The organism is Desulfurococcus amylolyticus Z-533, from assembly GCF_000513855.1.
Lineage (GTDB): Archaea > Thermoproteota > Thermoprotei_A > Sulfolobales > Desulfurococcaceae > Desulfurococcus > Desulfurococcus amylolyticus.
This window is the reverse complement of the sequence record NZ_KI911318.1, coordinates 1-14,926: the sequence shown is the minus strand read 5'-3', so window position 1 is coordinate 14,926 and position 14,926 is coordinate 1. Positions and strand designations below refer to the sequence as shown.

Genomic DNA, 14,926 nt, shown 5'->3' with positions numbered 1-14,926 from the left:
TTTAAATCCCATCTAACTTCAATAAAAATACTGAAAAGAGGGCCCGTAGCTCAGCCTGGTAGAGCGCCCGGCTCATAACCGGGTGGTCCGGGGTTCGAATCCCCGCGGGCCCATCCTGCTACAAAATACCCGTATCCTACAGGATTCGAGCCTTAGTTAAATAAGGGTCAGTGTTTCACTAGCGAGCACCCATCATCGAGATCTTTAAAATAGTTATGATAGAAAAGTTTATATAGAAGTCCTTTCATGAAATACCATTGGATTTTATCACACCTGGTGATTGCTATGACAGCTGAACCCACAGGCATACCTGTACTAATATTAAAAGAGGGAACGCAGCGTACAACGGGCAGGGATGCCCTAAGATCCAATCTTCTAGCCGCTAGAGCTATAGCTGAAATGATTAAGACGACCTATGGTCCTAAAGGAATGGATAAAATGCTTGTCGATGCCCTCGGCGATGTAACCATAACAAATGACGGCGCTACAATCCTCGATAAGGCGGAGATACAGCATCCAGCTGCGAAGATGCTTGTTCAGGTAGCCAAGAGCCAGGATAGTGAAGTAGGTGATGGTACAAAGCGTGCCGTGATTTTCGCTGGAGAGTTACTGAGATACGCTGAAGAACTACTCGATAAAAATATTCACCCAACAGTAATAATCTCCGGCTATAGAATAGCTATGGAAGAGGCACTTAAAGTACTAGACCAGATAGCTGAGCCAATAGATATAAACAGTGAAGAATTACTGAAGAAGGTTGCGAGAACATCACTCACAAGTAAAGCCGTTCATGATGCCCGTGAATTCTTCGCCGACATAGCTGTTAAAGCAGTTAAACAGGTTGTTGAGAAGAGAGGGGACAAGTACTACGTAGACCTCGATAACATCCAGATAATAAAGAAGTATGGTGGAGCCCTACTAGACTCAATGCTTGTCTACGGCATCGTGTTGGATAAGGAGGTTGTCCACCCGGGCATGCCTAGGAGAGTTGAGAACGCTAGGATAGTGCTCCTAGATGCCCCATTAGAGATAGAAAAGCCTGAGATAGATGCCGAGATAAGAATAAATGATCCAGAGCAATTAGAGAAATTCCTGCAACAGGAAGAAGATATACTGGTTAAGATGGTTGACAAGATAGCTAGTGTCGGCGCTAACGTGGTTGTATGTCAGAAAGGCATTGATGAGGTTGCCCAGCACTTCCTAGCTAAGAAGGGGATATTAGCCGTTAGAAGAGTTAAGAGGAGCGACCTCGAGAAACTCGAGAGGGCTACAGGCGGCAGAATAGTAAGCAACATAGAGGACTTAACACCAGAGGACCTCGGATACGCTGCACTAGTAGAGGAGAGGAAGATAGGAGAAGATAAAATGGTATTCATAGAGGGATGCAAGAACCCGAGATCCGTAAGCATAGTGATAAGGGGAGGATTAGAGAGGCTGGTTGATGAAGCTGAGAGAAGCATGAGAGATGCGTTATCAGCTGTAGCGGACGCATTAAGAGACGGTAAGATTATTCCAGGCGGTGGAGCAACAGAGATCGAGCTAGCTAAATACATAAGAAGGCTTGCAACGAAGATCGGTGGTAAGGAACAGTTAGCAATAGAGGCGTTCGCGAAAGCCATTGAGGGGCTAACAGTATCACTGGTTGAGAATGCTGGATTAGACCCAATAGACATGATAATGAAGCTTAGAGCTGCCCATGAGAAGGATAGCGGTAAATACTTAAGCATAGACCTCGCAACAGGCGACCTGGTAAACATGAAGGAGAAAGGTGTCATAGAGCCAGTGAGCATACTGGCTAACGCGATAAAAGCGGGTACTGAAGCAGCCACCATAATATTGAGAATAGATGACGTGATAGCGGCCAGTAAGCTCGAGAAGGGCAAAGAGGAAACCGGTAAGAAACCCGGTGAAGAAGAAAAAGAGAAAGAAGACTAAACTTATTTTTGAAGATCTAAACTACTTAACCGTTAATCCAAAATAGATTTTATCCATGGGCCTTAAATCCAGTTGGCTGGGGCTTTTTATAACAACTAGTAACCCGTGAAGCGATATAACGATCCTATATATATCCCCTATTCTACTAGTAGAGACAACATATCCGTTAGCGCAGAAGTATTTCTCGAGGCATTTCTCCTTGTCCCGTGTAATCTCGACATCAATGCTAGCACTGATCCTGGGTTGGGATACGACATCCTCATGGAGCTCGACCTCCATACTGACCGTGTTACAGGTTAGTTTTAAACGATATGTATTCGGTACCCTTAACTGCTGTATTTCATTCACAGTACAACTCTCACTAAACACCATGGCGTAGCACCCAGGTTTTTATTGTCTAAGACAAATGTAATTAAGGTATGTAATATGTTAATAAGCTTTGGTGAGCCTGAATGTCTGTTGTCGATGCTTCAAGAAGACTGGTCAGCGAGTTAGCCTCAATGATAGATAAAAAAATACGTGTCATATTAAGCGATGGAAAATACTATGATGGAATATTAATAGGTTTCGACCACCCTGGATTAAACATATTATTGAGAAACGCTGTAGACGACAAGGGGAACAGGGTTCCTAGAGTCGTGATTAAAGGTGAGAGAATCTCGGAGATAGTTATCATGGAGGAACCATTATTCAACCCCGAGGAATTCAAGGAATGGGTTCTTAGAGAAATGAAGATCCCAGAACATATGGTTAGAGTAATACCCGAGGCAAGAGTAGTAGAGGTACAGGGACGCTACAGGGTTGGTGAGGACGGTGTACTTGGCTCCGGACCTATAGCTGAAACGCTTCACAGCATTTACAAGAAATACATAGAGTACAGAAGGAAGATGATACAGGGATAGAAAGGTGTTTTTCGAGCCACGCGAATATGATTTAGCAGGTAGGATAACCAAGTTAACTACTAGGCATGGAAGTATTGAAACCCCCTATCTTTTTCCAGTCATCAACCCATTAAAGCAGGAGGTCCCACTTGATAAGCTTTTAGAGCTTGGTTTCGACGGATTAATAACAAACGCTTACCTCTTCTACAAGAGGAATAAGGGAGTAGCCAAGCCGATCCACGATGAGTTAAAGTGGAGTAAAACCATAATGACGGATTCAGGCGGCTACCAGGTCCTAATATATGGTGATGTAGAGGTCGATAATAAGACTATAGTATCATATCAGAGGCGCATAGGAGTAGATATAGGCGTGATACTGGATAAGCCCACGGGTAATAGGGCATCATATAAGGAAGCCGTTGAAAGCATCTATGAAACATATAGAAGAGCTGTTGAAGCTGCGCCACTAATATCCGATAGTGATCAGTTATGGGTGCTCCCTATCCAGGGAATACCCTATAACGAGCTTGTTGAAAGATCATCAATACTAGCGTGGAAGCTCCCCGTTTACAGCATATACGCTATAGGATCTCCTACAGTACTCCTCGAGAAATACAGTTACTCGAAAATAATCGAATCCCTTATCCTAGCTAAAAGATTACTGCCACCGGGGAAACCCATACATGTATTTGGGGTAGGACACCCAATGGTCCTCCCCTTCCTAGTAGCAGCCGGAGGAGATCTCTTCGATTCAGCGAGCTATATATTATATGCCCGCGATGATAGGTATATGACTGAGACCGGAACTAGAAACATAAGGGATCTACATTACCTACCATGCAACTGCCCTGTCTGCAGTCGTTACACCGCCAAGGAACTACTTGAGCTACCCAGACAGGAGAGATCGAGATTAATAGCCTTACATAACCTCTACATGCTCTCCAAGGAATTGAAAAACGTTAAGCAAGCCATCATGGAGGGCAGGCTCTGGGAGCTCCTGGAGTATAAGAGCAAGGGGCATCCAAGCCTCAGGGAAGCATTCAATGTCCTAGTGAAATATAGAGACCTATTGAAGCAGTATAACCCCTTGTCAAAGCCGGATACGAAAGCCCTGTTTCTAATTGATAGATCGTCAACACGTAATCCCAGAGTAGAGGAAACGAAGACAAGGGTCTCCAACATCCTCGGTGACTCCTTAAGGAATAAATACATCATTGTAATCCCTGCCTATAGAAAACCATATACAAGCCAAGATGAATACCTAGACCTAGAAAACAACCTTAGAGGCAATAATTCAATACAAGTACTCTTTATACATCCATTCCTAGGAGTAATACCACCAGGGTTATCCTCAACCTATCCGTTCTATCAGCATGAATCACGGTTCACTACAAGGGATATCTCCCCGATGGAAATAGGCTCATTGCTTTCAACCCTTAGCAGACAAGGAGCCAAGAAGATAATCATAGTGGAAGCCAGCTGGTTCACTAGAAAACTATACACCAAAATACTAAGGGCTTTCCCAGACTTAAGGGATAAAATAGCTATATATAGGATAGACGAGATTTCTTCTCAGATTCCTCTATAGCCTTTTCAACTTTTTCTCTTTCAGCCTCTATAGCCTCTATAAGGGATGCCTCCTCAAGTAGTGATGAAGTATTTATTTCAACACCCAGTATACTACTTATAACCTCAACGGCTACAGCACTCGCCTTTGGATCTGGTCTATAGAGCTCTGTGTATGCTAGAATAGTTACGCCGCTTAACCCATACGCGTTCATAAACATCATTGTTAGTGCAAGTGGTCCTATTACATGTCTCTCCTCCAAGAGCTTTGCATTAAGCTTGATACCTGTGTTACCTATAGGTATCCATCTATACTTCTCATTCACATCTTCCCTTAGGCTGGGGTCTAATCCACCTACCAATATCACTTCTTTAGCACCAATATCCCTAGCCAGTTTAGCCAAGTACTCTGTGTAACTAGTCCTCTCCTTCTCGCTTGGAGTTGCATTATGTAACACGATGACAGCGTTATTACTCCCTATTTTTCCAGCATATACTTCAAATGGATACATTAATCCCCGCTCACTACTGTACATTGTGAACTCCGGCATGTATCTTGTCTTAATGAATCCTATCTTCTGGAGTTTGAGCTCACGCACAATATGCCTCGTGGTTAGGTATCCTAGCATACCGAATCCTTGATAGCCAGTTATAAAGTATGATGGGCTTAGCTCACGTAGATCGAGTTCTGACGTCTTAACAAGGGATATCGATGAACTCATTTTTTAACACCCTCCCTAACTCTAACAGCTTCCCCTCTTTTATAGTAAACCATTTCAAAGCCAGGTATGATAGCCCGGCCAACAGCTATGAGTTCTCCATTGCTCGATGTAACCAGTACCTCATCATTTGGCTTGATACCGGGGTCGGCCATTAAGACATGCTTATTGAATAAATTCCCTCCTCCGGCAACGAATTCGATACACTCGTCTTTAATGTATACCCTGTATTTTGGGTGGGGAAGAATCCTGTTGAGGACTTTACCTGAGGCTATGTGAAGGTTGAACCTGTAGTCTCCAGCCCTCAGCGTTAAATATTTTTCACCATTTAATAGTAGGAGACGTATTTTAAGAGTGCTCCGGCTTAAAACAACATCTATGTCGTCGGGTATGAAGTCTCTGCCTACGCCGAACTGTATTTTAGCGATCCATCTTAACTCATCTAGCTCCCTATCGCTGGGTTTACGCTTAATGAAGCCCATAGAGTACACCAGGTGGTCAAGTTCCATGCCTCCATGATTTAACATACTCCTCCTGCTCACGCGTCATCGAGTCTATTCTCACACCCATCGACTCCAGTTTCAGCGATGCAACCATTTCATCTAGCTCAAGCGGTGGATTCATGACCCTTAAGGGCAGCTTACCCTTGTTATCCATAAGGTATAGTGAGGCTAAGAACTGGTTGGCAAAGCTCATATCCATGACCTCACTTGGATGCCCCTCGGCTGCCACGAGGTTTACGAGTCTCCCCTCAGCCAGTAGATATATCTTTCTCCCATCCCTTAACTCATACTCTGTAACATATGGTAGCACATGTCTCTTAGACCTTGCTAACTCCTCTAGATCCGGTATCCATACCTCTACATTGAAATGTCCAGCATTAGCCAAGATAGCCCCATTCTTCATTTTCTCGAAGTGCTCCCTCCTTATAACAGCTTTATTACCGGTTGTAGTTATGAATATATCGCCTATCTCAGCGGCTTCACTCATGGGCATTACCTCGAAGCCATCATATATTGCTTCAAGAGCCCTTATGGGATTGACCTCTGTGACTATGACTCTTCTGGCTCCAAGACCTCTGGCTCTCATCGCTATGCCTTTACCAACCCAGCCATAACCAGCTACTACAACTATTTTTCCAGCTATAAGGATGTTGGTGGCTCTAAGTATTCCATCGAAGGTGCTCTGCCCGGTTCCATACCTATTGTCGAACATGTGCTTTGTATAGGCATTATTCACGGCTATCACAGGGTATTTAAGTAGCCCTTCTCTCTCCAAGGCTTTAAGCCTTATAACCCCTGTAGTAGTCTCCTCTGTACCACCGATTATTTGTTCAGCAAGGTCTAGGTGTTTCTCATGTATTAAGGCGTGGAGATCAGCACCATCATCCAATACTATTTGCGGCCTCCACTCAATTATTTTCTCAAGGCACCAGTAGTATTCACTGGAGGACTGTCCTCTCCAGGCATACACGTGTACACCGTATTCGACTAGGGCAGCCGCTATATCGTCCTGTGTTGAAAGCGGATTACTTCCAGCTAACACGACCTCTGCCCCCGCATCAACGAATGCCTTCATTAATACAGCCGTCTCCTTGGTTACATGAAGGACGGCGCCAACCCTAACTCCTTTAAGGGGTTTTAAAGCACTGTGCCGTTTCCTCAGCAGCATCAATACCGGCATGTTTTGCTCAGCCCAGGAGATCTTCGCATTCCCCTGTGGAGCTAGAGCGAGATCTTTAACCTTATACTCCATATAATCCACCCTCACGGCTATAATAGTTTAGAATCCATGTATCGCTTTAAATATGAGGTTTATCTCAACCAGGTTGAAGCAAGCAGGGAAACGCAGACGCTTCATCAGCACATACTTTTAAAACCATTGTTTAATCACTAGGAATAAAAGATGGGTGTGGCTTATTGGGTAACTCTATTGGCTCTGATAAGGGAGTGGCTAGGCCTGGGAAGATCCTGTACTCGTTTATAATATCGAATCCATGGTTATACCCCTTCATCTACGCCATATACTCTACACAGGGGGCGAGCATAGAAGAGTTAAGGAGCATTATTGATTTAAGAATGCAGCTGGTTAAGAGGGCATTATGGTGGCTGGTTAAAAGCGGGATAGTGGAGGAGAAGGGAGGGAGGTTTTATATTAGGAGAGAGTACATGGACTACGTTAATGAATTAAAGTTATCTACATGCATACTAAAGGACACCTATATTCTCAGAGTGAAAGACGCCCACATAGTTGTAGCGGTGAGAAATGGAAGGATAATTCACTGGGCTGTACCCAGTGAATTATATGATAAGGTAGTGGAATTAGAGAAAAACACCAATGTTGTTTTCACCAGTGGAGAAGTATCCCAGGCACTTGCAATAGATATTGGGACAGCCACCAAACTAGTGAAGCTGAGGAGGCTTATTAAGGAGTGCTGGGGGAATCCCCAAGGTATTAGTAGTGATTAAATCATTAATTATATTTATTGTGAATCATTCCTAATAAGTAAAATATGATTCAGGACATATCCCTGGTGTGGAAACTGGTGCATCAAATATGGGGTTGATTACTATCCAACTAGCTAGGGAGTTATTTTATACGATCACCTTGCTGGTATGGGTAATAATAGTGGTTTACCCATTAACCCGTTACACATATAACCTGATGATTAAGCATGGTGCATCACATATAAAGGCTGTCTACTATAATAGGAAAATCATACACATACTCGCCGGAGGCGTGGTATCTATTCTAATACCTCTATTACGCTATGAAACACCCTACACGATTATACCCATGATAATTATATTAGCTGTAGCCGTATACCTACCACATAAGAAACGGCAACTACTCTATTGGTTCCAGGACCCAGATAACATTAACGAGGTACACTTTATAATTATGTGGGGAGTAGTCATGATTTTATCATGGATTATTTTCAGGGACTGGATATATGGGGTTATACCGGTTTCATTTATGTCGTTTGGAGATGGAGTAACAGGTATTGTTAGAAACCTCTTATACAATAAGAGAAACAAGTCCTGGTATGGTAACCTAGCCATGCTCGTTGCTACAGCTCCAGTAGGGTACATCCTGGCTGGGATAGCCGGTTTAATATCAGCTATAGTGGCAAGTATAGTAGAACACTTCGAGGTAAGTAAGAGAATAGATGACAACATCACTATACCGTTGGCAAGCTTCTTTACCCTTATAATATTCATTCACCTCGGGATCTAGCCGGGCCAACCACAAATACCGTTCGCCTGAGAGCAGTTTTCATCGTCTTTTATGATCATCCCCGGATTCCTCGTGGTTATACTTCAGCCCTTAACGTGGTTTCCCGGGGGGGGGGGATCTCGGGAGCTAGGTCCACCAGTAAATCTATAGCCTTGATTTAGGATCCATAAGCTTCCTGAAGATGTATATTCGGTCTACCCATAGCTCTAAGATATATAGAAGAACACATCCAGCATTTCAGCCCTGATCATCGGGGAAGTCTTTTACAACTGAAAAACCTCGCACCTCAGGGCAGGGAGAGGTCAGATTAAGGGATTAGAAGTGTTTATTTAAATACCCTCAGGATTCAAAATAATCCTTGATACGTGGAGGGGTGTAGGAATAGTGAAGATATGGCTTGAGGAAGAGTGGGAAGAGGAATGGGAAGAAGAGTGGGAAGAGGAAGAATGGGAAGAAGAAGAGTGGGAAGAAGAGGAATGGTAGAGACACTACAGTAATCCCAGTAAGACAGACAAGTTTTTTACAAGTAATCTTAAACAGTCTTCACCGCATTTGGGTTCTTCGACAGGTCTACAATTCCCTGTTATACTCCTCGATGAGAGAGACTGTGTTTCGGTGCTATCCCTGTATACTTTTACCAGATAGTATTCGTTATCCTTACTGAACATCTTTCTTGCTTCTAAAAGCATCTCAGATATTTGATTATAACCTGTTGAGAGCATCATTAATAGTAGCCCTTTATTTCTAAACCTGGTTAACCTGTCCTCGTATATTATTAAATGTATTGCTCCCTGAATTATCTGGGAGACGTTTGAAACCATACTTTGAGGAATAATGGCTAGGACACTGTTATCAGCGGGGTTTAAGGAGGCTATTTCTTCATCAAGAGAATCACATGTCTTGCTACAGATACCTATCTCTACATAGATATCTCTACCTAGGAACCGTATCCTGTAAGTGTTACCTAAAAGCCTAGAGACATCGAGTATGTTGTTACTCATTGCTTGGCCGCTGCCTCACGTTTCAAGCGGAGAGACACTAGATGCGTGACATATCCAGCTATTAAATTCCGCATCTTCTTGGACTGTGTCTCCACAAGCCTGGATACAACTACCTTATTATGCTGGAAATCATGGGTGAATAGGTCCGGGTATTTCTCCAGTAGATCACGTGCCGTTCTCTTAACTATTCTGATCCTTACCTTACCCATATCCATCACTCCACTGCTACTTTTACAACCATACCTGTTTAACAGATTGTATAGAGGATTTTTAAAGATTGAAATATGTACCCACAGTCATCACTTCTTCTCGGCACTGTTTTCCGTAGAAACCAAATCTTTATAACCTGGTTTAACTAGCATTAGTTAAGACGTATAGGGAATGGTGGAGGAAGTGGTTAAGCTCTGCCCTAGATGTGGAAGCCCATTGATACCTGTTAAGAAAGATGGGGAGACTGTTCTAAAGTGCAATAAATGCGGCTACGAGGTTAGGATGGATAAGAGGAGAGATAAGTACAGTGTTAAATACCAAGTAGACGCCAGCAAAAGGGTTGTAACGGCACAGGCAACTGAGACCAAGGAAACAAAGCTTTCACCGGAGGAAAGAGAGATTCTTAGCGAGTACTATGAGGTCCTTTTAGAGGAGTTAGAGCGGGAAGAAGGTAGCTCAGAGGAGTCTGATTAGTTAAGCTCAGCCATTCTTTTACTCATCATAGATTCCTCAGAGCCGTCACCAGTCATCATGCTGTGGAAGCCGCTCTACCGAGATAAAAATACGTAACTATAATTTTTATATCTCATAGAGCGGGCAACCAGCCAAGTAATATATTAATACTGCTAGAGGGGGTGTAAATGGTTAGGACAGCTGTAGTGGATAGAAACTATTGTAAACCAGATAAATGTAGTCTTGAATGTATTAGGTTCTGCCCGGTCAACAGGGGGAAGAGGAAGAAGGCCATAGAGTTAAGCAGCGACGGCAAATATGTTGTAATATACGAGGAGACATGTATAGGATGCGGTATATGTGTTAAGAAATGCCCGTTTAACGCGATATCAATAGTTAATCTACCCGACGAGCTTGAGAAAATACTTGTCCACAGGTATGGGGAAAACATGTTCAAACTATATAATCTACCAGCACCAAGGACAGGCGGCATCTTAGGCGTGATAGGTAGAAATGGTGCCGGGAAGTCTACCAGTATAAAAATACTGGCTGGCCAGATAAAGCCGAATCTAGGCAACTATAGTAATCCACCTGAATGGGATGCGATAATAAGGTACTTCAGAGGCAGCGAGCTACAATCATACTTCACGAAGCTCGCTAACAACGAGATCAAGGCGGTTGTGAAACCACAGTATATAGAGGCAGCTAGGAGAGTCTTAAAGGGAAGTGTTAGAGAGCTTATTATGAAAGCTGATGAGAGAGGCTTATGGCGCGACATAATCGATGAACTTAACCTCTCTCATCTCCTTGATAGAAAGATAGGTGAGCTAAGTGGTGGAGAGCTACAGAAATTCCTGGTCGCCGCTGTATTGGTTAAAAACGGTAATGCTTACTTCTTTGATGAACCCTGCAGCTACCTAGATATAAGAGAGAGGATAAGGGTTGCTAGCGCTATAAGAGAGTTCAGCAACTATGAAAAAAACTACGTTGTAATAGTGGAGCATGACTTAATGGTGCTGGACTATATGAGTGATAATATAGTAGTCGTCTATGGTGAACCCGGCGTATACGGTATAGTATCGAAGCCCTATGGAACTAGGACAGGGATAAACCATTACCTCAAAGGGTATCTACCAGCTGAAAACATGAGAATTAGGGATGAGGAGCTTAGATTCAGGATACATATGCAGGAGAGAAGGGATGTTGTCACCACATATCCTGTGCTTAAATGGGATGCTATAGAATACCGGTATGAGTCATCAGGGTTTAAACTACGTGTAGAACCCGGGGAGGCATATGCAGGGGAAGTACTTGGAATAGTGGGCCCTAATGGTGTTGGGAAAACCACCTTCCTGAAACTACTTAATGGGGAAATAGAGTCCCCTGAGAAAGCCATATTAATATCTGCTGAGAAAGTGAGCGTGAAACCACAGGAGTTATCCCCTAAAGTATTCAGTGAGGAGACAGTGATGGCTAACCTTAAATCAGCCTCGCCGGCAGCCCTCGATCCATCGTCATGGCTATACAACGAACTGGTGAGGAAACTTGGATTAAATAAGATGCTTGATAGAAGGGTTGACGAGCTGAGCGGTGGAGAATTACAGAAACTAGCCGTAGCCGTTGCCCTTGCAAGGGATGCCGATCTCTACTTCCTAGATGAGCCCTCAGCATACCTCGACGTCGAGGAAAGGATCACTACTGCGAAAACCATACGTAGAATAGTGGAGGAGAAAGGTAAGACTGCTCTTGTAGTGGAACACGACCTACTTATGCAGAACTATATCTCCGATAAAATAATAGTGTTCCTGGGTAAGCCCGGTATAGAGGGTTATGCCTCCGGCCCAGTGGATATTAGGACAGGCTTTAATAGGCTCCTCAAGGAACTAGATATAACTGTGAGGAGGGATAGTGAGAGCGGGCGTCCAAGGATAAATAAGCCGGGCTCTGTGATGGATAGGGAGCAGAGGACTCGTGGGGAATATTATCTACCTGATTAAATCTTTTAAACAAATAATGAAATAAATAAAATTACTCTTATAGAAATATTTATTAGTTTTTCATATAAATACTTAAACATGGTGTAAGCATGGGTATGAAGATTACTCTCTCAGTTATCAAGGCAGACCTAGGCAGTATAGCAGGCCATCACATGCCCCATCCAGATCAATTAGCTGCTGTAACAAAGATGCTTGCTGAGGCGAAGCAGAAGGGGTTAATAGTAGATTTCTACGTCACCCATGTTGGAGATGATATCCAGTTAATAATGACACATACGAAAGGACCCGATCACCCGGATATCCATGGCTTGGCCTGGGATGCCTTCAAGGCGGCTACGAAGGTAGCCCGCGAGCTAAAGCTCTACGCGGCTGGCCAGGATCTTTTATCAGAAGCCTTCTCCGGTAACGTGAAGGGACTTGGCCCAGGTGTGGCTGAGCTTGAAATGGAGGAGAGGGAGGCTGAGCCAGTTATAACGTTCCACGCGGATAAAACAGAGCCAGGCGCATTTAACCTACCTTTATTCAGAGTGTTCGCCGATCCATTCAATACCGCTGGGCTCGTAATAGATCCCAAGATGCATGATGGATTTGTGTTCGAAGTATATGATGTATTCGAGGGGAGAAGCGTTTTATTGAAGTCCCCCGAGGAAATGTATGATATACTCGCGTTGATAGGTACTCCTGGCAGATACATTGTTAGGAGGGTGTATAGGAAGAGCGATAATCTACTAGCCGCCGTTGTCAGCGTTGAAAGACTTAACCTCATAGCAGGCAGGTATGTTGGTAAAGATGACCCAGTTGCCATCGTGAGGGCGCAACACGGGTTACCGGCTGTTGGCGAGGTACTGGAAGCATTCAGTTTCCCACACCTGGTAGCTGGGTGGATGAGGGGAAGCCACCATGGGCCATTAATGCCTGTGCCAATGAGGTACGCTAGGGTGACAAGGTTTGATGGCCCGCCTAGAGTCATAGCCTTAGGATGGAATATCTCTAATGGGAAACTAATAGGACCGGCTGATCTATTCGATGACGTAGCATTTGATGAGACAAGGAGGTTGGCTCAATTCATCGCTGAGTATATGAGAAGACATGGACCCTTCATGCCCCATAGACTTGGACCCGAGGAGATGGAGTATACAACGCTGCCACTAGTGCTTGAGAAGCTAAAGGATAGATTTGTAAAAAGTGAGGAAGCCAAGGTAGTGAAGAAGCATAGTGATATGCTATCCGGAAGCTAAGCTCACAGCCGAGACATGGTGGATGAGACATGGTTAAGCCAGTGCTAGCCGTGAATTTTAAGGCCTATTACCCCCATAGTTTTGGTGAAAACGCTTATAGATTAGCAAAAGACGCTGTCAGGGTGTGGAGAGAGACCGGTGTAGAAGTAATACTTGCACCACCATTCACCGAGTTGAAAAGCGTTATCGAAGCCGTGAAAGATACCGGGGTAAAGGTATTCGCCCAGCATGCTGACCCAGTGGAGCCCGGGGCTATTACAGGGTTTATACCATTAGAGGGGTTGAAGAACCTGGGGGCACATGGTGTAATACTGAACCATAGTGAGCATAGGCTAAAAATCTCTGATATAAACTATTTGGTTAAGAAGGCAAGGAGACTCAGCATCGAGACACTTGTATGTGCGGATACGCCTGAAACAGGTGCTGCTGTAGCAGTACTGGGACCGGACATGGTTGCCGTAGAACCGCCCGAGCTAATTGGAACAGGTGTAAGCGTAAGCAAGGCTAAGCCGGAGGTAGTGACTAACAGTGTAGACATGATTAGACGGGTCAATAAAGACGTAGCCATACTAACGGGTGCTGGGATAACGACTGGCGAGGACGCCTACATAGCTGTGAAACTCGGCACAATAGGGGTCTTAGTAGCCTCCGGGATAGTGAAAGCAAAAGACCCCTATCAAGTAATGAAAGAAATGGCTGAAGCCATGCTCAAGGGCCTCGCCTAAACCGTAAACCTCTACATGTCTATGTTTTTAACTGCTTACCTGAACCATGCCTTATATATTAAACCGTAGCGGGCTGTGTCTGGCACGGCTCGGTTCATCACGGCTTCATATGTGCCCCCATCGGCTCCTCCACACTGGAAAACACTATGTGGAGTTACTGCCTGGAGCTAGTGGCCTCGGAGACATCCGATACGTCCATAAGCACTATATAGTCAGATTTACAAGTTTTGCCAGCCAATAAAGTTCTTGGGACTAAATCCTTAGGGAAATATACACAAACCTATAAATCAGAGACAATACACTATTAAAGTACCCACGATCTCCTCCCTACCCTGAAGGATTGGGATTCCTGTTGTAATAGTGAGGGAGGCTGGGGCAGAAACGTTTATTAAGGTCATTGAGGAAATTTTATAGGCAGTTGAGGTCGAATGTTGGAGAGGTTGCTGAAGCCTAGGGAGTTCTGCGAGATTGTTGGGATTAGCTACAGGACTTTTAAGCGGTGGGTCTCTCAAGGCAGAGTGAGCGTCGTGCGAACGCCTAGTGGCAGGATGAGAGTACCGTACTCTGAGGTAGAGCGCATCCTTGGAGGGAGGCCGGAAGCCAAAGAAGTGAGGGCTGTCGTCTACGCTCGCGTGAGCTCCAGCGACCAGAGGAGCGACCTCGAGAGGCAAGTGCAGTACCTCACCCAGTACTGCTCTGCTAGGGGCTACAGAGTAGTCGACGTCCTAACAGACATCGCCAGCGGGCTGAAGACTGACCGCAGAGGACTACTCAAGCTCTTCAACTACGTAGTTAGCAGGCAGGTAGACGTCGTGGTTACTACATACAGGGACAGGCTGACTAGGTTCGGCTTCGAGTACCTAGAGTACTTCTTCAGGCAGTACGGGGTCAGGATAGAGGTCATCTATGGTGATGAGCCTAAGGACGCTCACCGAGAGCTTGTGGAGGATCTACTATCGATAGT

16 protein-coding genes and 1 tRNA gene are annotated in these 14,926 nt (G+C 44.5%); 11 read left to right on the top strand and 6 right to left on the bottom strand.

Annotated elements, in window-relative coordinates; translation table 11 throughout:
• The first annotated feature begins 39 nt into the window (after positions 1–39).
• Positions 40–113, top strand: a tRNA-Ile gene (locus tag SPHMEL_RS00085).
• Positions 114–285: 172 nt separating this feature from the next.
• Positions 286–1,935 carry a thermosome subunit beta gene (gene thsB / locus SPHMEL_RS00080; protein WP_042666729.1) on the top strand — a complete coding sequence of 550 codons (1,650 nt, stop codon included), beginning with the start codon at positions 286–288 and terminating at the stop codon, positions 1,933–1,935.
• Between the two features lie 21 nt (positions 1,936–1,956).
• On the opposite strand, the gene SPHMEL_RS00075 is transcribed toward thsB, so the two are convergent.
• Positions 1,957–2,307 (bottom strand): DNA-directed RNA polymerase subunit G, encoded by a 351-nt coding sequence (locus SPHMEL_RS00075; RefSeq protein WP_042666728.1) that lies wholly within the window; start codon positions 2,305–2,307, stop codon positions 1,957–1,959.
• A gap of 80 nt (positions 2,308–2,387) precedes the next feature.
• On the opposite strand from SPHMEL_RS00075, the gene SPHMEL_RS00070 reads away from it, so the two are divergent.
• Both SPHMEL_RS00070 and tgtA read left to right on the top strand, forming a co-directional pair.
• The gene (locus SPHMEL_RS00070) at positions 2,388–2,837 is read left to right on the top strand and encodes an Lsm family RNA-binding protein (protein ID WP_042666727.1); all 450 of its coding nucleotides are present in this window, start codon (positions 2,388–2,390) and stop codon (positions 2,835–2,837) included.
• Between the two features lie 4 nt (positions 2,838–2,841).
• A complete protein-coding gene (gene tgtA / locus SPHMEL_RS00065; protein ID WP_042666726.1) occupies positions 2,842–4,404 on the top strand; it encodes a tRNA guanosine(15) transglycosylase TgtA in 1,563 nt (520 codons plus the stop codon).
• Here the strand turns inward: tgtA and SPHMEL_RS00060 are convergent.
• The 3 genes from SPHMEL_RS00060 to ahcY are packed head-to-tail and all read right to left on the bottom strand — an operon-like array spanning position 4,361 to position 6,856.
• A complete protein-coding gene (locus SPHMEL_RS00060; protein WP_042666725.1) occupies positions 4,361–5,104 on the bottom strand; it encodes a proteasome assembly chaperone family protein in 744 nt (247 codons plus the stop codon). The two genes, tgtA and SPHMEL_RS00060, sit on opposite strands and share 44 nt — an antisense overlap.
• Positions 5,101–5,583 (bottom strand): PUA domain-containing protein, encoded by a 483-nt coding sequence (locus SPHMEL_RS00055; RefSeq protein WP_042666724.1) that lies wholly within the window; start codon positions 5,581–5,583, stop codon positions 5,101–5,103. The genes SPHMEL_RS00060 and SPHMEL_RS00055 overlap by 4 nt, the downstream gene beginning before the upstream one ends.
• Before the next feature lie 16 nt (positions 5,584–5,599).
• Entirely contained in the window at positions 5,600–6,856 is a 1,257-nt protein-coding gene (gene ahcY, locus SPHMEL_RS00050) for an adenosylhomocysteinase (RefSeq protein ID WP_042666723.1), read from the bottom strand.
• Positions 6,857–7,020: 164 nt separating this feature from the next.
• Between ahcY and SPHMEL_RS00045 the strand changes: the two genes are divergently transcribed.
• Positions 7,021–7,569 carry a hypothetical protein gene (locus SPHMEL_RS00045; RefSeq protein WP_042666722.1) on the top strand — a complete coding sequence of 183 codons (549 nt, stop codon included), beginning with the start codon at positions 7,021–7,023 and terminating at the stop codon, positions 7,567–7,569.
• An 88-nt stretch (positions 7,570–7,657) separates the two neighbouring features.
• The gene (locus tag SPHMEL_RS00040) at positions 7,658–8,338 is read left to right on the top strand and encodes a diacylglycerol/polyprenol kinase family protein (protein WP_051400961.1); all 681 of its coding nucleotides are present in this window, start codon (positions 7,658–7,660) and stop codon (positions 8,336–8,338) included.
• Between the two features lie 488 nt (positions 8,339–8,826).
• Here SPHMEL_RS00040 and SPHMEL_RS00035 read toward each other — a convergent pair whose 3' ends face one another.
• The gene (locus SPHMEL_RS00035) at positions 8,827–9,339 is read right to left on the bottom strand and encodes a hypothetical protein (RefSeq protein WP_042666721.1); all 513 of its coding nucleotides are present in this window, start codon (positions 9,337–9,339) and stop codon (positions 8,827–8,829) included.
• A complete protein-coding gene (locus SPHMEL_RS00030; RefSeq protein ID WP_042667871.1) occupies positions 9,336–9,548 on the bottom strand; it encodes a 30S ribosomal protein S17e in 213 nt (70 codons plus the stop codon). The genes SPHMEL_RS00035 and SPHMEL_RS00030 overlap by 4 nt, the downstream gene beginning before the upstream one ends.
• A gap of 184 nt (positions 9,549–9,732) precedes the next feature.
• On the opposite strand from SPHMEL_RS00030, the gene SPHMEL_RS00025 reads away from it, so the two are divergent.
• From SPHMEL_RS00025 to SPHMEL_RS00005, 5 genes are all read left to right on the top strand, one after another.
• On the top strand, positions 9,733–10,023 hold the full coding sequence (locus tag SPHMEL_RS00025; protein ID WP_042666720.1) for a zf-TFIIB domain-containing protein: 291 nt from the start codon (positions 9,733–9,735) through the stop codon (positions 10,021–10,023).
• A gap of 167 nt (positions 10,024–10,190) precedes the next feature.
• Positions 10,191–11,999, top strand: a complete 1,809-nt coding sequence (locus SPHMEL_RS00020) for a ribosome biogenesis/translation initiation ATPase RLI (protein WP_042666719.1) — start codon at positions 10,191–10,193, stop codon at positions 11,997–11,999.
• A gap of 89 nt (positions 12,000–12,088) precedes the next feature.
• Positions 12,089–13,237, top strand: coding sequence for a fructose-1,6-bisphosphate aldolase/phosphatase (gene fbp, locus SPHMEL_RS00015; RefSeq protein ID WP_042666718.1), 1,149 nt, complete (start codon positions 12,089–12,091; stop codon positions 13,235–13,237).
• A gap of 29 nt (positions 13,238–13,266) precedes the next feature.
• Positions 13,267–13,962: a triose-phosphate isomerase gene (tpiA, locus tag SPHMEL_RS00010; RefSeq protein ID WP_042666717.1), complete on the top strand. Its 696-nt coding sequence runs from the start codon at positions 13,267–13,269 to the stop codon at positions 13,960–13,962.
• A 428-nt stretch (positions 13,963–14,390) separates the two neighbouring features.
• A partial coding sequence (locus SPHMEL_RS00005; protein WP_042667870.1) for an IS607 family transposase occupies positions 14,391–14,926 on the top strand: 536 nt, incomplete at its 3' end.